Origin of the sequence: Alishewanella sp. BS5-314 (assembly GCF_025377695.1) — a bacterium.
Taxonomy (GTDB): Bacteria; Pseudomonadota; Gammaproteobacteria; order Enterobacterales; family Alteromonadaceae; genus Alishewanella; species Alishewanella aestuarii.
This window is the reverse complement of the sequence record NZ_JACEHJ010000001.1, coordinates 602,890-622,129: the sequence shown is the minus strand read 5'-3', so window position 1 is coordinate 622,129 and position 19,240 is coordinate 602,890. Positions and strand designations below refer to the sequence as shown.

The window sequence follows — 19,240 nt, the reverse complement described above, 5'->3', positions numbered from 1 at the left end:
CGGCGGGCTTTTTTCTTTTTTTACTTGGGAGTGTCATATGTCAGCTACACCTATCGTCGTTTCCAGTTTAGATATGGATCGGATTGAAGCCTTACTTGAGAAGATGCCCCGGCTGACGCCGGAGCTGGAAAAGCTGGAGTCAGAGTTGGATCGGGCTACCGTGGTTGAGCCTACTGCGTTACCTGCGAATGTGGTCAGTATGAACTCGACGGTGCGCTTTAAGTTTGCCGGCGATAACAAGGTGTTTGAGAAAACCCTGGTTTATCCGCATGACCTGAAAAACGATGAGCAAATTTCGATTTTTGCTCCGGTTGGCAGTGCTCTGCTCGGGTTAGCGGTGGGTCAAGCACTGGAATGGCCGATGCCACATGGCCAAAGCCGCACCGTTGAAATTCTTGACGTGCTATATCAACCAGAACGCGCCGGCGAATACCAGCGTTAACCGCTAAGCCTGCAGCGACTCTGCGCTTCGGCTCCGGTAGTCTTGCCTAACGGAGTCGAAGCCTGGGGTAGAGGCTGGCACTAACTTTTGGGTCTAAAGGCCTGCATCACTGCTTCGTTACACTGCAGATAAGGGCCGTCCATCAGATCGATGCAGTAAGGCACCGCCGGGAACACCGCATCCAGACACTGGCGGATTGCCTTGGGTTTGCCCGGTAAGTTAATAATCAGGCAGCTGCCACGTAAGCCAGCGGTTTGCCGTGACAAAATAGCGGTTGGCACATACTTTAACGACTCCTGACGCATCAGCTCACCAAAGCCCGGCATCAACCTGTCACAGACGGCCTCTGTGGCTTCTGGCGTGACATCGCGTTTAGCAGGCCCGGTACCGCCGGTGGTGACAATTAAACAGCAACCTTGTTGCTCGGCCAGTTCTATCAGGGTTTGTTCAATCAGAGGTTGTTCATCCGGGATCAAACGGTACTCGGCGTGCCAGTCGCTGCTTAGATACTCTGTTAAGGTATCGATTATCGCCTTGCCGGATAAATCTTCATATATACCGGCACTGGCGCGGTCGCTTACCGTAACAATGCCAATTTTTGCCTGTTGCTGCGTCATCTGCGCTCCGGATTAAAATTCAACATTCAACATTCAACATTCAACATTCAACATTCAACATTCAACATTCAACATTCAACATTCAACACTTAACCTCACCCCGTCGCCATCCCTGCCAGCTTTAGCCAATAACCATTACTGTCGGTATCACTCAGTTGTTGTGGCGCGGCGCCATGCTGGTTCGCCTTAAATCTATTCAACCAGGCAAAGGTCCCCTCGGGCTCTGGGCTTAACCGTACTACATCAACCAACCCCTGCATAGCCGGTAGCTGATTAATCAGGTTATACCGATAGCCAGATTGGGTTTGAATACCGTTCAGCACAAAAACCTGGGTACCGTCCTGGCTATGCACTGTGCGCCCCTGCGGATATTTAATGCAACAGAGCTCGCACTGATCTTTAGCGCGATTCTCGGAGCGGGCGGTAAAGCAGCGACCGCTCCAGGCCAGTGGTAAATGGCCAAAGGCAAATACCTCGGTTTGAAAGCAATCGCGGATATCCTGAATAATGCCCTCGTTTAACACCTGTTGTAGCCAGTCGCCGGATAGTTCAACCGGCATTACCCAGCGTAATAAACCCATACCTACTAAGCGGCGCAGGCTATGCTGGTTATAGCAGTTAATGGCGGCTCCGGCGACAAAGGGCAGACCCTGTTCGTACAGCATAGCAATAGCGCCAACATCATTAGCTTCCAGCATAAAGTCGCCGTTATCGACGTACTTGCGCAGCTCGCGCAGTTCAGACGGTGACTCCAACAGTGTCATGCCAGATAAACACACCTGTTTGCCGGCTTCGCGCAGCATATGCGCCAGCTTAAGATAGTCTTCCAGTTTTAGCTCGCGTCTTTTGCTGCAAACGGTTTCGCCCAGATAAACAATATCCACGGCTGAGTCGGCGGCCTGGCGGTAAAACTCCAGCATCTGTGCTTTGGGCCAGAAATACAGTACCGGGCCAAGTGAGAATTGCATAGGTTATTTCCATTTCCGATGATAGGCACCGAGGGTGGTTTGGTTGCCCTCGGCCAGATTATTCAGTACCTGCTGCCAGTGTTGTTGCACCAGAAAATGCGCTGGATCCTGCATTACCGCATCAATAGCCGCCCGCCAAACCTGGGTGATCTGGGTAACATAAGCCGGGCTGCGCTGCCGGCCTTCAATTTTCAGTGAGCTAATGCCCTCGGCATAGAGCTGTGGCAGTAAATCCAGGGTGTTCAGGCTGGTTGGCTCTTCCAGCACATGGTAGGTATCGGCATCGACTCTGAAACGTCCTTTACAGAGGGTCGGGTAGCCGGCGGTTTCATCCGCGGCGAAGCGGTCAATCAACACCTCATTTAAGCGCGACTCCAGTACGCCGTCTTGCTCTTGCCAGCGAACAAAGGCCGCCGGTGAGCAGGCGCCGGCGGTATTCGGTGACTGCCCGGTTAAGTAAGAACTCAGATAGCAACGCCCCTCAGCCATAATGCATAAGCTGCCAAAGGCAAAGACTTCCAAATCGATATCACAGCTGCGGGCCAGCGCGCGCACCTGTTGCATCGAAAGCACCCGTGGTAACACCACCCGGCGGATATTAAATTGCCGGTAAAACTCAATGGCGGCGGCATTGGTGGCCGAAGCCTGCACCGACAGATGTAATTCAACCTGCGGATAGCGTTCGGCGGCATAGGCCAGCACTGCCATATCGGCCAGAATCAGTACATCGGTGCCAGCCCGTACTGCACTGTCGACCGCCTGCTGCCAGCGCGACCAAGCCGCGGGGTGAGCAAAGGTATTAATGGCCACATGCAATTTACGCCCCGCCTGATGCACATAGCGGGCAACCTCAGTCAGTTGCGACTCAGTAAAGTTTAAGCCGGCAAAGTGCCGGGCATTGGTGTCATCTTTTAAGCCGACATAGATCGCATCGGCCCCCTGACTAATTGCTGCTTTGACTGCCGGCATACTGCCAGCCGGACAGAGTAACTCCATATCAGCCTCATTACTGTGACCCTGCCTGCTGTACCCCGGAAAGGCTATAGGCAGCGCCGTAGAACTATGCTTTTATTATAGGGAATTTAGCGGGTGGGTGGCTTCTATATGTTTGATATTAAAAGGGTTAGTCATAAATTGGTAGCGCTGCTACCTACTTTGGCGCAGCGGGTGCAACAGCTGACGCCCAAGCGTGTGCAGCAGCAGGGCTTAACGCTGCTGCTAAATAAGTTTTTTCAGCCAGAGCTAACTGCCGGCAGTCTGGATTTTCTGGCACAGCGATACTTAGTGTTACAGGTAAGCGACTGGCAGCTAAGCTTTGCCATAACTTTAAAAAACAAAAAATTACAGGTTGAACTGGCACCTGTGCAGCAGGATCTGCTGATTAAAGCCAGCAGTCAGGATTTTCTGGATCTGATCTGCGGCAAAGTCGATCCGGATACCTTATTTTTCCGACGTCGCCTCAGTATGTTAGGGGATACCGAGCTGGGACTGTACTGCAAGAATCTACTCGATACTATTGAGTTAAGCCGCTTGCCGCCGCCACTGCCGGCCTTGCTGCTAAGCTGGCAAAGTCTGTTGGCAACGGCAGAGGTTGCGGCAGATCAAACTGCTACAGTACCTGGCAGCTTATAATTGTCCTGAGTTTTCCGGAGACAGCAGATGCAAAGCATACAGTGGGACGCGGCGTTAATCGCCAAATACAATATTAACGGGCCGCGTTATACCTCTTATCCAACCGCGCTGGCGCTTAACACTGCCTTTCCGCAGACAGCGTTGTTTCAGGCGCTGGCCAGCAGTGGCCGTGAGTTAAGCCTGTATCTGCATATCCCGTTCTGTCATAAGCTGTGTTACTACTGCGGCTGCAATAAAGTTGTCACCCGCCATCAGCATAAAGCCGATGCCTATCTCGATGCCCTGGCTGCAGAAATGGCACTGTATAGCCCGCATCTGCGGCAGAAAGTGATTAATCAGCTGCATCTGGGCGGTGGTACCCCAACCTTTTTAACCGAAGCACAGCTCAGCCGCTTAATGGCGTTGTTACACCAGCACTTTACGATTTTGCCGGCTGCCGAAATCAGTATTGAAATTGACCCGCGCAGCTGCAGCGACGACAAACTGCGGCATTTAAAACAACTGGGTTTTAACCGCGTTAGCTTTGGCGTGCAGGATCTGGACGAAAAAGTCCAGATTGCGATTAACCGGGTGCAGGACACTGAGTTGATCCGGCATCAGGTGGCATTATGTCGCGAGCTGGGGTTTAGTTCGGTCAATCTGGACCTGATCTATGGTTTACCCTATCAGCAGCCGGCCAGCTTTACCGAGACGGTCGCTGAAATTATCCGGCTTGATCCGGATCGAATTTCATTATTTAGCTATGCCCATTTACCGGAGCGCTTTGCCGCGCAGCGCAAAATTCCGGATAGCAGTTTGCCGGATGCGCCAGCGAAGCTGGCGCTGATGCAGCTGGCGATCACACAACTGGTGGCAGCCGGTTATCAGTTTATCGGTATGGATCACTTTGCCAAGCCAGATGATGCACTGGCCAAAGCCCAGCAAGCCGGCAAATTACAGCGTAATTTTCAGGGCTATACCACGGCAGGGCAGGACGCGCTACTCGGTCTGGGCGTATCCAGTATCAGCCAGGTAAACGGCGTGCTGTGGCAAAATAGCAAAGACGTTGCCAGCTACTATGCGGCTATTGCACAACAGCAGCTAGCGGTTGAGCGAGGCTTTGTGTTATCGGCAGATGATCGGCTACGTGCGGCGCTGATTAGCCAGTTAATCTGCCATTTTGAGCTGGATATTGCCGCCTTTAGCCAGCAGTGGCAGTTGCAGAGCTTCTGGCAGTACTTTGACAGTGCGCTGAGCTTACTGCAGCCCTTTATGGAAGATGGCCTGGTGGAGATCTACGCCGAACGGATCCGGGTTACGGATGCCGGCCGGCTCTGGGTGCGCAGTATCTGTGCCTGTTTTGATGCCTATCTGCAGCAAGGGCAGCAAAGATACTCGAAAGTTGTATAATTCTTTGGTACTATATCCGGTGCGCTAAGCTAATGTTTAGCTGTATATAATTACCATAGCGCTCAGTTACTTTCTGTACTGAGGCTGCCATCGTGTTTTCGGCCGGATTATTCCGGCAAACTCGCAATTTAGCATATATACTCACTTCCAAGGATAGCTGCCGACAGGTAGCGCTATAGTCTGACACCGCGAGTCGATTTGTCTGGACAGGGAATGACACCTCTATATGCTACTGAAAAACTTTAACGTCCTGGTTTTAGATGACGTTGTTCTGATGTGCGACTTTTTGTATGGCGTGGCCAACAAAGTGCCGGGCTGCAAAGCTTTTAAAGCACTGGATGCCAAAACTGCCAGCGAGATCCTTGAACACGAAACCATCGATTTATTAATCACTGATATTGAGTTGAGAGGCACCAGTGGCCTGGACTTGTTGTCCAGAGTGCGCGCTGGGGTTTTTAGTGCTACAGCACATGATATTCCAATTATTGTATTTTCCGGCAATGCCTACCGCGAATTGATTCAGCAATGCATCCTATTCGATGTAAACGACTTTCTGGCCAAGCCGCTGTCCGCAGAGCAACTAACCCGGAAAATTCAGCACCATCTGGCCCATGAAAAGCTTATTTTGCCTGCTGCGCATTACCAGGAAATGAAAGCACGTTTAGAGGCACCCAAGGCAACTGATGACGAGGTCGGGCAGCAGCGATTAAGGGTTGCGATAGTGCGCGAACTAGAGCAAAAAGCTGAACAACAACAGCAAGAGCTTGATGATTCAAGACCTGAAGTTGAACGCCGTGATTTTCTGTATTGGCCGGAGGATGCCACCAGCGGGTATTTCCAGTTAGATCGCCGGTTACGCAATTTAGCTTATAACCTTAGCTGTTTTCATAATGTATTTATTAATAATTGCAGAACCGTCGCGATTGATGCCGAACGCAAACGCGCATGCGCCGCAGCGGATTATTTAATCCATATCGCTAAAACGATGCAGCAGCGTGAACAACGCCCGGAATTTTGGGCTATGTTGCAGCAGCGCTTGCAAAAATTGCAGCCACTTATTGCAGAGTTGGCAGAAGTGAATGTGAAGCACCATAAGCAAGTACTGGCATTACTAAAAAAACTGGCCTATTGGTGGATGCAAACCTGTAACCGACCGTTAATCAACAGAACGGAAACAGAAGATGAGTCCAGTTTGCACTGAACATCCCATTCTGGATTTGACGGTGCTGATCGAGATGTACGGTGATGACAGCAGGGAGACTATTCACAATGCCCTTAGCGGTTTTATGCAGTCCGCACCGAAGTATATCAATACTATTCTTGATGCCAGTGCTATCCAGCAACTGGCGGCACTGGCCAGCGCCGCGCACAGCTTAAAAAGTATCGCAGCATTAATTGGCGCCAATCAGCTAGCTGAAATTTGCCGGCAATTAGAAGAGTCGGCCAGGATGGCTGAGTGGCAAAGATTAGCTTCAGTACTGCAAACCTTACCTGAAAGTTGGTTGCGGCTACAACAGCAGCTTGGTGAACAGCTACAGCAGTTGGAGAGAAGCGATGGCTAAGGTGCTGCTTGTTGATGATGAACCACTGCTGCTTGATGCCTATCAACGGATGTTGCGGCAGACAGCTTTTGACTGTCAGACTCTCAGTGATAGCACCCAGGTGCTAGATTACCTAAACCAACATCAGGTGCAGATTGTCGTTGTTGATCAATTGATGCCGGGTTTGCAAGGCAGTGATTTATTGTTGCTGTTGGCGAAAGAACACCCAGCGATTAAGCGCGTATTAATCAGTGGCAACCTTAACTTGGTGGAACCGGTTGCCAAGGCGGCAGCCCACAGTTTGCTGGAAAAACCCTGTAGTAAGGCAGTATTACTCTCGACATTACAGGCGTTAATAGAGCAAGCATGAGAGGACTAATGCAAAACCGATCTGCCCGCTTCTTTGGCCCGATGCTGGGTTACAGCTTATTTTATGCCAGTACCGGTGTACTACTAATCAGTGTCTTGTTGGTAAGTCTGGATTTGCTGTTTCATTTTGATGCCTATAACTACAGCGTGATTTTACCGTTTTCATCAATTCTTCTGTTCGCCTATGCGGTATTCATCTTATTGGCGATGATCGCAAAGAAACGGCAACTGGTTGCGGTGTTTACGTTACTTTTTTGGGGCTCTTTATTCAGCCAGTGGCTGTTGCTGGGAGCCGAGCGACAGGCAGAGATTCCGGTTTTACAGCTGTTCGCCTGGGGACTGTTGTTGTTCGGGTGGTTGGGTTGGCTTGCTAAACCATCTATCTGGGGTCGTTATCTGGCGCTGACCAGCAATACGTTATTATTGCTATTAACTCTGGTTATTATTTGGCAGGACACTGGCAATTTATTTGGCTATGCCTTTGGTATTTCGCCTTCGGTGGCGATAAACACCGCTATTTTACTGCTATTTTGTGCCACTGCCGGACTAAGCGCCCGCTATATCGGCAACTTTCGTCTTGGTGAATATCGCGGCAACTTCGGTAGTTGGTTAGCGTTAATGCTGGCGACTGCAGCGATCTTACTGTGGCTGAGTTTTATGCATCAGGTCGCACAGGTTAAAAAGGAGGTTATTGCCACGACGTTATCTGCAATTCAGCAGCAGCTGAATCAAATCTTCAATGAGCAGCAAGGGCTGATGTATCGTCTTGCCGACCGGTTGGCTCACTCGGAAAATCGCTATAACAGGACCCTACTTGAACTTGAACTGCAAAGTTACTTGCGGGACTTTGCCTACCTTGATTATCTGTCCGTTATCAATAGCAGTGGTGAAATTATGTATTCGGTGAGCGGTACAGAGAAAGTAAGACAATGGTTTGACCATTATCTGTTGGTCGCGAATCCCTTACCTGTGGTCGGAAGAGAAAGCAATAACCGCCCCGAAGTCAGTTTTTACTATGATGGAAAGGTTGATCATGCGTTTATCCGTGCTGCTTTGCCGCACCCAAACGCCTCTGAAATTGTGCTGGTGGTTGCCAGTTTGAATTTCCGGGATGTGATTACCAAATTGTTACCTGTCATAGTCGCACCTGGTTACGCTGTGAAAGTCTCCTATCAAGATATGACCGCGCCACTGGTTGATCAGAGGCGTAGTGGTTTAGAGTATTTTATGTTGGGGGACTACCCCATCAACTTATTTGGCGATTTGCAGTGGCGGCTACGACTGTACCGCGATCTGGAAAGTGAGCTGGATTTTGTGCGTCAGATTGCCGAAGTCGTGTTATTAGCCGGTTGGCTGGCGGTTGTGCTGGCTTTGCTGAGCCAGCAATTTCAGCGCCAACTGCAGCGACAGCAACGACGTTTAGAGATATCAAACCGGCGCATCCAGCATAGCTTGGGCGTGCAAAGAAAACTGCAGCTGCAACATCAACAAATTATGGAGCATTCCGGCGATATCCTCTGCATGGTGGATGGGCAAGGACGTTTTTTGGAAGTCAGCCGGTCAGCCGAGTGGGTACTCGGTTATGCGCCGGCCGAGCTAACTGGTCGGGCCTTTATGGACTTTGTGCATCCTGAAGATAGGCTAATTACTGAGCGGGAAGCCGAAAATATTCTGGATGGCCAGCATACACAGTATTTTCGTAACAGGTATCTTCGTAAAGATGGCAAAATTGTCTATCTGATGTGGTCGTCGCGTTATGTAAAAAGCGTTGGCATTATGTATGCCGTGGCGCGCGATGTGACGGAGCAGGTTAAAGCTGAGCAGTTACAGCAGGCACAGCAGCAAGTATTGCGAATGATTTCGAGCGAACAACCCTTGGCGGAAATTATCCGGCAAATTTGTTTGCTGGCCGAGCTACAAAATTCGGCCTTGCTTACCAGTATGATGTTAAAAGTGGGCGAGCACTTAGAGCTGCTCGCCGCGCCATCCTTTAGTGAAGCCTACCGCGAGTTTTTTGCGACCTTAGCTATAGCCGATAATGCTGGGTCCTGCGGCACGGCAGCCTTTCAAAAAAGCCTGGTACTCGTCGACAATATCGCTACCGATCCTAAGTGGCAGCATGGGGCAGCAATAGTACTGGCCGAACAGGTACAAGCCTGCTGGTCGATCCCGATGGTGTCGTTACAGGATGAAGTCCTGGGTACCTTCGCCATTTATTGCACTGAAGCCAGAGTACCAACTCATCGAGAGCTGGAGTTGTTAATTAGCTGCAGCCGGTTTGCGGCTATGGCAATTGAGCGTTCACAGCAAAAACGGCAATTAACTGAGAGTGAGCAACGCTTCCGCTCACTTTACCAATACAATCCTGATCCAGTTTATGTATTGACTGAGAATGGCTACTTTCAGCAGATTAACGCGGCCGGTTGTCGATTACTGGAGTGGACACAAGCCGAGTTAAAACAAATGCATTTCGGCCGTGTTATTTTGCCTGAGCAACTACCTCAGGTATCCCATTATTTTCAGCGGGCACTGGCTGGTGAGTCAGTGAGCTTTGAGGCCAGTATTCTCAATCGAAGTGGTTTGCAACTGGAGCTGCAAATTACCATAGTACCTACCCACATCGACGGTCAGATTGCCGGGGTAATTGGTATGGCTAAGGACGTAACGCAGCGTTTGCAAACTGAGAAGCAGCTGCGCTTATTTAAGCGTGCCGTCGATGCCAGTTCCAGCGGTGTCATTATCGCGGATATTACCTGGCCGGATATGCCTATCACCTATGTGAATGCAGCCTTTGAGCGCTTAACCGGCTATACCAGTGAAGAGGCGATCGGCCGAAACTGTCGCTTTCTACAGGGCACAGAGCGGGATAGTCTGGCCATTCAGCAAATTCGTAATGCGATATCAGGCCGGCAGGAATGCGGTGTGGTGCTAAAAAACTACCGCAAGGATGGTAGCATTTTCTGGAATAATTTGTTTTTAGCGCCAGTACCGGATGAACAAGGCGTTATTACCCACTATATTGGCATTCAGACTGATATTACGGCGCAAAAAAATTATGAGCAGGAACTCGCCTATAACGCCTCCTACGATTTACTGACTGGTCTGCCCAACCGCACCCTGCTTAAAGATCGTCTGACCCAAAGCTGTAAAATCAGTGCCCGGCATCAGGAAAAGGTGGCAGTGCTCTTTATTGATTTGGACGGTTTTAAGCTGATTAACGACAGCAAAGGCCATGCCGTCGGCGATGAGGTATTACGGCAAATCAGTAATCGCATACAGAACGAATTGCGTGCCGGTGATACCTTGGCGCGTTTGGGTGGCGACGAGTTTGTGTTAATGGTACCGGATCTACGGGAAAAAGCCGTATTGGGTGTGTTGGCGCAGCATTTACTAACCGTTATCGCGCAGCCAATCTTCGTTGAGGAACATGAATTACAAGTTACCGCCAGTATTGGCATCAGCCTGACCGATAATGTTTTTGATGAACCAATGCAGCTGGTGCAACAGGCCGACCTAGCGATGTATCAGGCTAAATTACAAGGCCGCAATAACTATCAATGGTATCAGGCGGAAATGGAAACCAGCCTGAACAAGCGCTTGAATTTACGGACTATGCTGAAAAAAGCGGTCGCTAATCAGGAGTTTGTGCTGTATTACCAACCGCAGGTTGAAGCGGGTAGCGGCCGTTTAATTGGTTTAGAAGCACTGCTGCGCTGGCCCCATCCCGAGCATGGCATGATAGGCCCGGATGAGTTTATTCCGGTAGCCGAAGAAACCGGGCTAATTGTCGATATTGGGCAGTGGGTAATTGCACAGGCCGCAGCCTTTAATGCCTCATTACAACAGCGTGGTATTGCGCATCTGGTGATGGCAGTGAATCTATCCTCACTGCAATTCCAGCGCCCTGGCTTTGTTGAACAGCTGCAGCAGACTCTGCAACAGCAGCAGTTGGCACCGCGCTGGTTTGAGCTGGAGTTAACCGAGTCTTTGTTGCTACAAAATATCGAACAGGTCGTTACCAAGTTACAGCAACTAAAGAAATTGGCGGTAAGTATTGCCATTGATGACTTTGGTACCGGTTACTCCAGCCTCAGTTATCTAAAGCGGCTACCGATTAATAAACTGAAGATTGACCGCAGCTTTATTCGCGAGCTAGTAACAGATCAGCGCGATGCCGCCATCAGCCGCGCCATCATTGCTATGGCGCATCAGCTGGGCGTCAGGGTAGTAGCAGAAGGCGTTGAAACCGAAGCCCAGGCCAGCTTCCTGGCCAAAAGTTTATGCGACGAGCTACAAGGTTACTACTTTGCCCGGCCAATGCCGGGGCCGCAGTTAGAACAGTTTCTGATCCGCTATGCCCCGGTGAGTCATAATACTGCTGCAACGCAACAAACCTTGTTGCTGGTTGATGATGAAGAAAATATTTTGCACTCGCTAAAACGGTTGCTGCGCAAAGAGCCCTATCTGGTATTGAGTTGCAGCAGTGCCGCAGAAGCCCTGGAATTGCTGGCAATACATCAGGTGCAGGTGATTATTTCGGACCAGCGGATGCCCGAGATGAATGGCACTGAGTTTTTAAGCCGGGTCAAAGAAATGTATCCGGATACCGTGCGTATTGTACTCTCTGGTTATACCGATTTACGTTCGGTTACCGAAGCAATTAACCGCGGGGCTATCTATAAGTTTATGACCAAACCCTGGCAGGATGACGAGTTAAAAACGGAGATTGCTGCCGCGTTCCGGCGCTATCGTGAGCAGCACTTGCAGAGTGCTGGTGAGTAGCGGAGCAGGCAAAGTGGCAGAGCAGGATATTACTTTATTAAAGCAGCAGCTGGCTGAGCTTACCGAGCAATTGGTGCGCTCAGAAAAGCTGGCTTCTATTGGCCAACTGGCGGCGGGAGTGGCGCATGAAATCAATAATCCAATCGGCTATGTGGCTTCTAATTTATCGGTACTAAAGGAGTATACCAACAGCCTGACTCTTCTGGTGCAGCGTTTAAGTGCTCTGTTGCCGCCGGCGCAAAGTCAGCTGCTAAAAAGCCAGTTTGATTTCGACTATATCTGTGAAGATTTGCCAAAGCTATTGCAGCAATCCGAGCAGGGGTTGCTGCGGGTAATTGAAATTATCCGCGATTTAAAAGACTTTTCGCATATCGATCAGGCTGAGTTTGTCATGGCCGATCTGCATCAGGGGATCCAGAGTACTCTGAATATCGTTGCCAATGAAATCAAATATAAGGTTGAAGTGGTGAAGCAGTTTGCCGAATTGCCGCTGGTATTTTGTATTCCATCACAGCTAAATCAGGTATTGCTTAATTTGCTTTTGAATGCCGCCCAGGCAATTGTTGAGCGTGGCATTATTACTATCAGCACCGGCTGCGATGCGCAGTGGGTGTGGTTTAGTGTTGCCGATACCGGGCCCGGCATAGCTCCAGAGCAATTGGAGCAAATTTTTCAGCCTTTCTATACGACTAAGCCTAAAGATCAGGGAACTGGCCTTGGGCTAGCCTTGTCGCGCAGTATTGTGGAAAAACACAAAGGGCTATTAGAGGTGCAGAGTACGCCCGGCGTGGGCAGTTGCTTTAAGGTTAAGATTCCGCGCAGCATGGCGAGTGCATGAATGACTCTTTACTCTGTAGTGTGCGCCAGCCGGGCAAAGGCCGACCGCAGCGCTGAGCTATTCGCTAATACAGTGCCACCAGGTCGCCATTTTTATCAAAGGTCAGAAAGTCGGCAATCATGCCGCCCTGAATTTTCTGCATCATCATTTGTAATGGCTGTACGGCCTCGTCGCTATTCGGCGGAAAGCCGCCACGGCCACCCATGGCCGAGACAAAGGCGATATCCCAGTCGATGCCGGTGTGAGCCGATTCAGTTACCAATTGCTGAAAGGCGCTAACCTCTTCCGGTAATTTATCGACACAGAGTACCGGCGCCAGAGCGCCGCCCTGACCCTGCTCAAAGTTTTGTTTTTGGCTATCGGTATAGCCATTAGGCAGTTCAGCTTTAGCAAACACAAATAACAGCCGTTGTGGCTCGGGTTGCATTGCTGCGGCCTGCAGTAAGTCCTGGTATGACTGAATATTCATGCTGTTGGCTCCAAGCGGATGATCTGGTCGCTATGCTAACAACAGTGGGGCAGTGCCGCTATCCGGCAAAGGAGGGGGCGCCTTACCTCTGATGGGGTAGCCTACTTTGCATCGAACGAAAGTGGGTACCTTTCACCTATAAAGCAGTGGGTAGGATTCTATTTCGCACCAAATTACGATGCACGCTTTGGCATAGCTTGCCAAAGCGGCGCAATTCATCAAACTTAGGGATGCGACCTTGTTTTAGCGCGCTTTCCCAAAAGCAGAGTTCAGAATCGACCAGTTCCAGCATTTTCTTCGGACAGCCCTGACAATCGCTATTGGTAATGCCGCAAACATAGGTTGCCGGTTCGTAGAGCGGCAGGGTGGCTTTAACTTCGCTAATCAGCTGCTGCATGGCGGTTTGCAGCTTGGGTTTGTTACTCATTGCGCTTCCGCTGGGACTGATAAAGCAGTTTACGGTGGGTAAGGCCTGCGCGCTATGCCTCCACAGTAGTAGCTAAGCTAAGAAAAAAGGGGGCCAGCAAGCCCCCAAACCGCCTCCGCTTAATTGCGCAAGGGGCCAGGAACGCCTTAACCGGTTTTCTGTAAGCGGGTACTGGCCTGGCGGTGATAATGCCGCAGGCTATGTTCTTGCCGGCGGCCGGCGCTAAAGGCGGAGATACGTTTTAAATAGCCAATGACCCGGGTGCCGTAATCAATATCCTGACTACCACATTGGGTACAGCGGCATAGAGTGCGCTTATCTATGGCGTCACACTGATTACAGATAGTGATTTTGACGTTAACACAAAAATAATTACAGCCGGTATGAGCAGCAATATTCAGCAGTTGCAGATAGCCCTGCAGATCCAGCTTTTCTTCCAGGTTCAGGTGCAGCGCTGAGCCACCATCCAGATAATCCAAGAGCTGACGGCCATGTAGTTGAAACTTGTCCAGCGTGTTGCTTTGCTCGTCTTCTACCACGTAAAAATAGGAGTTATAGCAATCACGCGGCACAACATAGCCATCTTCGCGATCCCACTTAGCGTTCTTTACCCCCAGATTTTCCGCTGGCACAAACTCGGTATTAAACAGATAACCGTATTCGGCTTTTGCCGCCTTATTAGCCTCAAAAATCACTTTTAGCTGTTGCTGCACAAAGTTGATATAGGCGGCATTATTGCCAGCGCTTAGGCCCTGGGATTCGGCGGCTTCAACCATGCCGTTAATGCCAATGGTCAGAAATTGTTTATCCAGGCTGATAAAGCCGGCATTGTATACGGTGAGCAAGCCGGCCGCTTTATACTCTTCCAGGAGTTTGCGGTAGGCAACCTGATATTTATGGATTTTGCTGACCTCTGTTGCTAAATCACGGCCATCCTGGACCAGCCGGTTCATATTGAGAGTAATCACATTAATGGAGCCGGTCGCTACTCCGCCAGCGCCTAACGAATAAGAAAAGGTATTATCGCTGATTTCACTACGCAGCCGGCAGCAGCTTGCCAGTGAGTCGGCATTATCAGACTGATAAATAAAAAACGAATTCCCGGCTGCCATTTCGCGGGCGATGTCGATCGCGAACAGCTGATCTTTGCAGCGGCCGTTCTCAGTCAGCATGGCGACGGTGACCACCGGGAAGGTGAGGATAGTTTTCTCGCGCTCTTGATTAAACCAGCTTAGGAAAAATTGCTGTAACGCTGACACCGAAGACCATTCTGGTTTTGCAAAGTCCGGAAACACAAAGTTGCCAAACATGCTGGCAAAATAGTGCTGGTCATACACTGAGATATTCCAGAATACACTCTGATAACCGCGTGCTGCTGCCGGCTGATTTAGTGCATATACCACATGCTGCAGATGGTTTTCGATTTGTTTGCGATGGGTTTGCAGATAATTATCGCCATAATCTTTACGGGCAAAATAATCAAAATAGGTCAGAAACTCGACCGTGGCCACAGCGCCGGCAAACTGACTGGACACGGCGAATACAAAGTTAACAAAGCAGCCGCAAAAGGACTCCAGATGTTTCGGAGCCTGCGACTCGCCCCCCAGTTTCGTCAGACCATCGCGTAAGAACGGATACATGGTAACCGATACACAATAGGGCTTCAGGCTGGTTTCGTCATGCACATAAATTTCATGTTGCTCAATTTGGCGCAGATACTCCTTCGCCAGCTTAGCATCAAATAATTCGCGGATCTTATTGCTGACCAGAGCGCGATTAACCTGAATAAACTGATCTTTCATCAGCTCAGCCTCCAGGGTCGCAATATTTTTCTGGGTGACATTGGCATTGGCATCCAGTTTCGAACCATCGGCAGCATTAGGTGCCAGTAAATATTGCTCAATAAAACTCAGTTTCTTTTGTAGTTGTTCGGTGTTAAGCGCCGCCATAGCCATTCCCTCTTGCATTGTGTTAGTTGCGTTGTTGAAAGTGCGAATTCAGACACTGGCCTGTTCGCAAATCGATAAATCTTTGATTGGTGGTTGGGCTTTGCAAACCGCCGCGCGCGGCAAACCAGCGCCCGGTTTTCACAAAAGTCAGCTCACTGCGGATGGATGGGCTTAGCTCAGCCAGTTCCAGCCCGGTATAGAGGCAGCGTTTTAAGCCTGCGGTTTTACTCAGCGTCAGCAGTTTTAGTAATGCTGGCGCTGCCCATTCGCCGCCTAAAAACAGCACACAGCTAATCAACCCCTGATAATCCTGCAAACGTTGCTGAAAATGCTCCGGGCTAAGGGGGCGTCCTTGTTTGGGATCCCAGCTATCGGCGCTATGGCAACCTTTACAGCCCAGCTGGCAGCCACTGAAGGTGTATGCCAGCGACACTTCGCCGGGTACTTCTTGCCAGACAACTTGTTCAGCGGTGTAATACAGCATAAAACCCTCTATCTTGTGTTGGTATTGTTAATTATCACTAGATATTGTGGTTTAGCTTAGATGCTTAGCGCGGTGAAAGGTTGATCCAGATCAAATTTTGCTAACTGTAACCGCCAGGCTGGCTTGCCAGGTCGCGTCATTACAGCAGTTGTTACCCCATCGGTGGTACAGGGGAAATTGCTTCAGCGTCGGTTAAGGCCGGTGGGCCACAATCAACAGGTGTTTAGCCAGAAATGGAGCCTGCTATGAAAACAGGTATCAATAAAAGCTTGGTAATTGCCACCCTATTAACCTTAACGGCCTGGCCGCTGAGTGCGCATCAGCAGCGCTATGATCCGGTCGAGCAGGTGGCACAGGATGTGGTCGCCTTTACGCTGCAACGGGCGGCAGACGAGTTGTTAAGGGTGGCGCGGATTGATCCGGTGTACCAGGGTTATAGCCGGCATTATGAAATCCGGCATGCCCCACCACGTCTTGACGATCGTACCCGTCAGCAACTACGTCGTTTAGCGGCTGAGCATCAGCGTAAACTGGCCAGTTATGAGCGTGAGCTGGATCGGGAGCTGGACAAACTGGCCCGTGAATACCGGCACGATACCCGCAAAGGGAAAGGCCGGCCACATCATAAAGAGCGGGAGAAATTTCAGCGCAAGGTGGATCGGGCTTACGACAAATTTGCGGTAAAAGTGGAACGCGAGCATGACCGCTTTGATCGCCAGCGCGATCGCATTCTGCGCGATGCCTATGCATATCTACCCAGACGCTAATTAACGGTTTGCACTTAAACCAGGCCGTATTCCGGTAAGAAAAAACCGCCAGCTGAACACCAGTGGCGGCGCGGAGAGACCAGCACGGATGCTGGTTGTGGAGCCAGGAATGCCTGTTACTGCATCAGTGGTGAGTCAGATAACTGGAAGTCATAGCCATCAATGTTGGCCTGAACGATCAGTTGATGAATGTACTGGGCAATGGCTTTACGCCTTACCTTTTCATTTAAGTAATCGGCAATTTTTTGCTTAACGGCGCTATAAGGCAGGGGTTGACCTGGTACCTTACGCATCACTTCGACCACATGCACCCCATACCGACTTTCGACGCCCTGCGGCATTAAACCGGGTTCAGCACTAAAAATCTGCCGCTCAAACTCCGGCACGGTCTGACCACGACTGATTTGTCCAAGACTGCCGCCAGTTTCTTTCGACGGGCAGGCCGAGTAGGTGCGGGCGGCCTCGACAAAGGGTGTGCCTTGGTGCAACTGTTGGATCAGTATCTCCGATAGGGTTTTAGCTTCAACCCGGGCAGCATCATCTTCCGGCGCCGCGGCCAACAGGATATGCCGTACCTCTAACAGCGGTGAGCTGGTAAAGCGTTGCGGATTCAGTTTGTAATACTGCTCACATTCGGCATCTGTGGCCGTGGGGATCACCACCTCGTGCGCCAGTAACGCATCCAGATAGTTATTTTCGGTAACCACATTATTTTCGGTGCTGATTTCCAGCCCCAGCGCGGTCGCACGCTGGCGCAGCAGTTCGCCAATCACCAGCGACTCGGCGGCTTTTAACATCGCCGTACGTTTGCTGTCTGCCGGATGGTACTGCATTTCCGCCATAATGGCGGCTTCGCTAATTGGGATGTTATTTACTTGAATCATATTAACCTCGGAAGCCAAATACTGTTGGCGAACTTAACCTCAGTCTGAAACGAGGTGGTCAGCGCGCAGTACACTTTGGCCGGGGACGTCTTTCGCATGGATGCGAAAGGGGAGCCTACAGGGATGTATTTACGGCGTGCCCCGGCAAAGTTGTACGGAGTGCTTACCACCGGATGAATGGTCGCAAGCACTGCCGCAAACACGATTAAACCATCCCACCTTTACCGCACAAACCGCTGCCGCACTATCTGGTGCTGCCGGCGCATATACTGTACCGGCACACTTAACATATGCACTAAGCGGCTGAACGGGAATACTACAAACAAGCTTAAGCCAAGGAACACATGCAGCTTAAAGATCCAATGCACGCTGCTAATTGACTCTGCCGCGGCAACGGAATTAAAGGTGACAGTGTTTTGTGCCCAAGCCATTAATTTCAGCATTTCAGTACCGTCCAAATGCCCCATCGAGACAAAGATAGACAGTAAGCCCAGGATTAATTGCGCGTACAGTAACAGCAGGATAGCGATATCCATCGGGTTACTGGTAGCTCGGATGCGTGGGTTAAACAGCCGGCGTTTAATCAGGATAGTCAGGCCGTAGAAACAGATCAGGCCAAAGATACCACCGGCAACGATAGCGATCATTTGCTTCATTGAGCTGGTAATACCAAACAGATACCAAAGCTCTTTTGGTAGCAGCAGGCCGGCAAAGTGACCTAAAAAGATCCCCAGAATACCGATATGAAAAGCAATACTGCCTTTACGCAGTTGTTTGCTTTCCAACAGCTGGGATGAGCTGGTTTTCCAGCTGTATTGTTCGCGGTCGTAACGGATCCAGCTGCCAATCACCATAATGGCGATGGCAATATAGGGGTAGATCCCAAAGGCAAACAGGTTTAAGTGTGCCATGTAAATGCTCCTTAAGCGCGCTTCGCGGCGGCTTCGTGAAATAGTTCTTGTGCCAGGGCGTCGGTATGCAATAAATCCGTGCTCAGCGGTACAAATTGATCGCGCCGTTGTGATTCACTCGGTTTATTGCCGGTGCCGCAGGCGCTGTTGGATTGCTCAGCGCTCATAAAGGTCACCATTTCCTCTTCCCAGACTTTATCCAGCGCCTTAGGGCTGTCGTCGCGTTTTTCGTTAGCGATCTGTGCCTTGATATCGGCCAGGTCGACCTCTGCTGCCGATAGCGCCAGCAGGGCCTGGAACAAAGCGGCGTAATTCGAGTCGCGCTGTTCCAGCCGGCAGGTCAATACCGCCAGGATAGGCGCAATTTCTTCCAGCCCAATTTGCGCATTTTCCGCGCCCTGGGTAGATAAAAACTCCAGATAGAGTGGCAGGTAGTCGGGTAATTCTTTGACCCCGATATCTAAACCGGCTGCTTTGTACTGCGCCTGTAAATCAACCATGGCCTGACCACGGGCACGTGATTCGCCATGCACATGCTCAAAAATCAGTAGCGATAAGGAGCGACCACGTTCAAACAGACCATCGTATTCAGATTGCCAGTCCATCAGCTCAGCGCCGCAGCGCTGACTGATAAAGGCACTGAGACTGTCTTTCTTGCTCTGCGGTAACTCACTGGCCGCAACCACGGCCAGTAACTCATCCTGTGCGGCAACCAACTCGGGCCTGGGGTAATCCAAAAGCACGGAAATTAACTGTAGAATTTGCATAAAA

The 19,240-nt window shown here is 50.4% G+C and carries 19 protein-coding genes; 9 read left to right on the top strand and 10 right to left on the bottom strand.

The annotated features are described in order from the left end of the window. Positions 1–37 precede the first annotated feature (37 nt). Positions 38–442, top strand: a complete 405-nt coding sequence (gene rnk / locus H1D31_RS02870) for a nucleoside diphosphate kinase regulator (protein ID WP_065954701.1) — start codon at positions 38–40, stop codon at positions 440–442. An 80-nt stretch (positions 443–522) separates the two neighbouring features. Here the strand turns inward: rnk and mog are convergent, their stop codons facing one another. From mog to H1D31_RS02855, 3 genes are all read right to left on the bottom strand, one after another. Continuing rightward, positions 523–1,059: a molybdopterin adenylyltransferase gene (gene mog, locus H1D31_RS02865; RefSeq protein ID WP_008950899.1), complete on the bottom strand. Its 537-nt coding sequence runs from the start codon at positions 1,057–1,059 to the stop codon at positions 523–525. Positions 1,060–1,154: 95 nt separating this feature from the next. Then, positions 1,155–2,027, bottom strand: coding sequence for a U32 family peptidase (locus H1D31_RS02860; RefSeq protein ID WP_008950900.1), 873 nt, complete (start codon positions 2,025–2,027; stop codon positions 1,155–1,157). Positions 2,028–2,030: 3 nt separating this feature from the next. Continuing rightward, the gene (locus H1D31_RS02855) at positions 2,031–3,023 is read right to left on the bottom strand and encodes a peptidase U32 family protein (protein ID WP_008609414.1); all 993 of its coding nucleotides are present in this window, start codon (positions 3,021–3,023) and stop codon (positions 2,031–2,033) included. A gap of 108 nt (positions 3,024–3,131) precedes the next feature. Here H1D31_RS02855 and H1D31_RS02850 point away from each other — a divergent pair, with 108 nt between their 5' ends. The 7 genes from H1D31_RS02850 to H1D31_RS02820 all read left to right on the top strand — a co-directional run bounded on the left by H1D31_RS02850 (position 3,132) and on the right by H1D31_RS02820 (position 12,578). Next, positions 3,132–3,659: an SCP2 domain-containing protein gene (locus tag H1D31_RS02850; protein WP_261255834.1), complete on the top strand. Its 528-nt coding sequence runs from the start codon at positions 3,132–3,134 to the stop codon at positions 3,657–3,659. A 27-nt stretch (positions 3,660–3,686) separates the two neighbouring features. After that, entirely contained in the window at positions 3,687–5,048 is a 1,362-nt protein-coding gene (gene hemN, locus H1D31_RS02845; RefSeq protein ID WP_261255832.1) for an oxygen-independent coproporphyrinogen III oxidase, read from the top strand. 226 nt (positions 5,049–5,274) lie between these two features. Then, positions 5,275–6,249, top strand: a complete 975-nt coding sequence (locus tag H1D31_RS02840; RefSeq protein ID WP_261255830.1) for a response regulator — start codon at positions 5,275–5,277, stop codon at positions 6,247–6,249. Further along, complete coding sequence (locus H1D31_RS02835; protein ID WP_261255828.1) at positions 6,230–6,610, top strand: Hpt domain-containing protein; 381 nt, start codon at positions 6,230–6,232, stop codon at positions 6,608–6,610. Before H1D31_RS02840 ends, H1D31_RS02835 begins: the two co-directional genes overlap by 20 nt. Continuing rightward, positions 6,603–6,959: a response regulator gene (locus tag H1D31_RS02830; protein WP_261255826.1), complete on the top strand. Its 357-nt coding sequence runs from the start codon at positions 6,603–6,605 to the stop codon at positions 6,957–6,959. The genes H1D31_RS02835 and H1D31_RS02830 overlap by 8 nt, the downstream gene beginning before the upstream one ends. Before the next feature lie 8 nt (positions 6,960–6,967). Next, complete coding sequence (locus H1D31_RS02825) at positions 6,968–11,740, top strand: EAL domain-containing protein (RefSeq protein ID WP_261255824.1); 4,773 nt, start codon at positions 6,968–6,970, stop codon at positions 11,738–11,740. Continuing rightward, complete coding sequence (locus tag H1D31_RS02820) at positions 11,733–12,578, top strand: ATP-binding protein (protein ID WP_261255822.1); 846 nt, start codon at positions 11,733–11,735, stop codon at positions 12,576–12,578. Before H1D31_RS02825 ends, H1D31_RS02820 begins: the two co-directional genes overlap by 8 nt. 64 nt (positions 12,579–12,642) lie before the next feature. Here the strand turns inward: H1D31_RS02820 and H1D31_RS02815 are convergent, their stop codons facing one another. The 4 genes from H1D31_RS02815 to nrdG all read right to left on the bottom strand — a co-directional run bounded on the left by H1D31_RS02815 (position 12,643) and on the right by nrdG (position 15,907). Beyond that, positions 12,643–13,047 carry a ribonucleotide reductase subunit alpha gene (locus H1D31_RS02815; RefSeq protein ID WP_261255821.1) on the bottom strand — a complete coding sequence of 135 codons (405 nt, stop codon included), beginning with the start codon at positions 13,045–13,047 and terminating at the stop codon, positions 12,643–12,645. A 136-nt stretch (positions 13,048–13,183) separates the two neighbouring features. Then, positions 13,184–13,474, bottom strand: a complete 291-nt coding sequence (locus H1D31_RS02810; protein ID WP_065954691.1) for a hypothetical protein — start codon at positions 13,472–13,474, stop codon at positions 13,184–13,186. 146 nt (positions 13,475–13,620) lie between these two features. Continuing rightward, positions 13,621–15,423: an anaerobic ribonucleoside-triphosphate reductase gene (gene nrdD, locus H1D31_RS02805; protein ID WP_261255819.1), complete on the bottom strand. Its 1,803-nt coding sequence runs from the start codon at positions 15,421–15,423 to the stop codon at positions 13,621–13,623. 22 nt (positions 15,424–15,445) lie between these two features. Then, complete coding sequence (nrdG, locus tag H1D31_RS02800) at positions 15,446–15,907, bottom strand: anaerobic ribonucleoside-triphosphate reductase activating protein (RefSeq protein WP_261255817.1); 462 nt, start codon at positions 15,905–15,907, stop codon at positions 15,446–15,448. A gap of 245 nt (positions 15,908–16,152) precedes the next feature. On the opposite strand from nrdG, the gene H1D31_RS02795 reads away from it, so the two are divergent. Further along, complete coding sequence (locus H1D31_RS02795; RefSeq protein ID WP_237709347.1) at positions 16,153–16,674, top strand: hypothetical protein; 522 nt, start codon at positions 16,153–16,155, stop codon at positions 16,672–16,674. Positions 16,675–16,790: 116 nt separating this feature from the next. Here H1D31_RS02795 and H1D31_RS02790 read toward each other — a convergent pair whose 3' ends face one another. The 3 genes from H1D31_RS02790 to narJ form a co-directional block, all read right to left on the bottom strand. Further along, positions 16,791–17,558 (bottom strand): peptidylprolyl isomerase, encoded by a 768-nt coding sequence (locus H1D31_RS02790; RefSeq protein ID WP_065954690.1) that lies wholly within the window; start codon positions 17,556–17,558, stop codon positions 16,791–16,793. Positions 17,559–17,779: 221 nt separating this feature from the next. Continuing rightward, positions 17,780–18,469: a respiratory nitrate reductase subunit gamma gene (gene narI / locus H1D31_RS02785; RefSeq protein WP_261255813.1), complete on the bottom strand. Its 690-nt coding sequence runs from the start codon at positions 18,467–18,469 to the stop codon at positions 17,780–17,782. Between the two features lie 11 nt (positions 18,470–18,480). Next, positions 18,481–19,236 carry a nitrate reductase molybdenum cofactor assembly chaperone gene (narJ, locus tag H1D31_RS02780; protein ID WP_065954688.1) on the bottom strand — a complete coding sequence of 252 codons (756 nt, stop codon included), beginning with the start codon at positions 19,234–19,236 and terminating at the stop codon, positions 18,481–18,483. Positions 19,237–19,240 lie beyond the last annotated feature (4 nt).

Coding starts and splice junctions, on each gene's coding strand:
- H1D31_RS02835 (WP_261255828.1), top strand. CDS start 6,230: ATGAGTCCAGTTTGCACTGAACATCCCATTCTGGATTTGACGGTGCTG.
- narJ (WP_065954688.1), bottom strand. CDS start 19,236: ATGCAAATTCTACAGTTAATTTCCGTGCTTTTGGATTACCCCAGGCCC.
- H1D31_RS02795 (WP_237709347.1), top strand. CDS start 16,153: ATGAAAACAGGTATCAATAAAAGCTTGGTAATTGCCACCCTATTAACC.
- H1D31_RS02855 (WP_008609414.1), bottom strand. CDS start 3,023: ATGGAGTTACTCTGTCCGGCTGGCAGTATGCCGGCAGTCAAAGCAGCA.
- H1D31_RS02850 (WP_261255834.1), top strand. CDS start 3,132: ATGTTTGATATTAAAAGGGTTAGTCATAAATTGGTAGCGCTGCTACCT.
- H1D31_RS02840 (WP_261255830.1), top strand. CDS start 5,275: ATGCTACTGAAAAACTTTAACGTCCTGGTTTTAGATGACGTTGTTCTG.
- H1D31_RS02825 (WP_261255824.1), top strand. CDS start 6,968: ATGCAAAACCGATCTGCCCGCTTCTTTGGCCCGATGCTGGGTTACAGC.
- mog (WP_008950899.1), bottom strand. CDS start 1,059: ATGACGCAGCAACAGGCAAAAATTGGCATTGTTACGGTAAGCGACCGC.
- H1D31_RS02815 (WP_261255821.1), bottom strand. CDS start 13,047: ATGAATATTCAGTCATACCAGGACTTACTGCAGGCCGCAGCAATGCAA.
- rnk (WP_065954701.1), top strand. CDS start 38: ATGTCAGCTACACCTATCGTCGTTTCCAGTTTAGATATGGATCGGATT.
- H1D31_RS02790 (WP_065954690.1), bottom strand. CDS start 17,558: ATGATTCAAGTAAATAACATCCCAATTAGCGAAGCCGCCATTATGGCG.
- H1D31_RS02810 (WP_065954691.1), bottom strand. CDS start 13,474: ATGAGTAACAAACCCAAGCTGCAAACCGCCATGCAGCAGCTGATTAGC.
- H1D31_RS02860 (WP_008950900.1), bottom strand. CDS start 2,027: ATGCAATTCTCACTTGGCCCGGTACTGTATTTCTGGCCCAAAGCACAG.
- narI (WP_261255813.1), bottom strand. CDS start 18,469: ATGGCACACTTAAACCTGTTTGCCTTTGGGATCTACCCCTATATTGCC.
- nrdD (WP_261255819.1), bottom strand. CDS start 15,423: ATGGCGGCGCTTAACACCGAACAACTACAAAAGAAACTGAGTTTTATT.
- hemN (WP_261255832.1), top strand. CDS start 3,687: ATGCAAAGCATACAGTGGGACGCGGCGTTAATCGCCAAATACAATATT.
- H1D31_RS02830 (WP_261255826.1), top strand. CDS start 6,603: ATGGCTAAGGTGCTGCTTGTTGATGATGAACCACTGCTGCTTGATGCC.
- nrdG (WP_261255817.1), bottom strand. CDS start 15,907: ATGCTGTATTACACCGCTGAACAAGTTGTCTGGCAAGAAGTACCCGGC.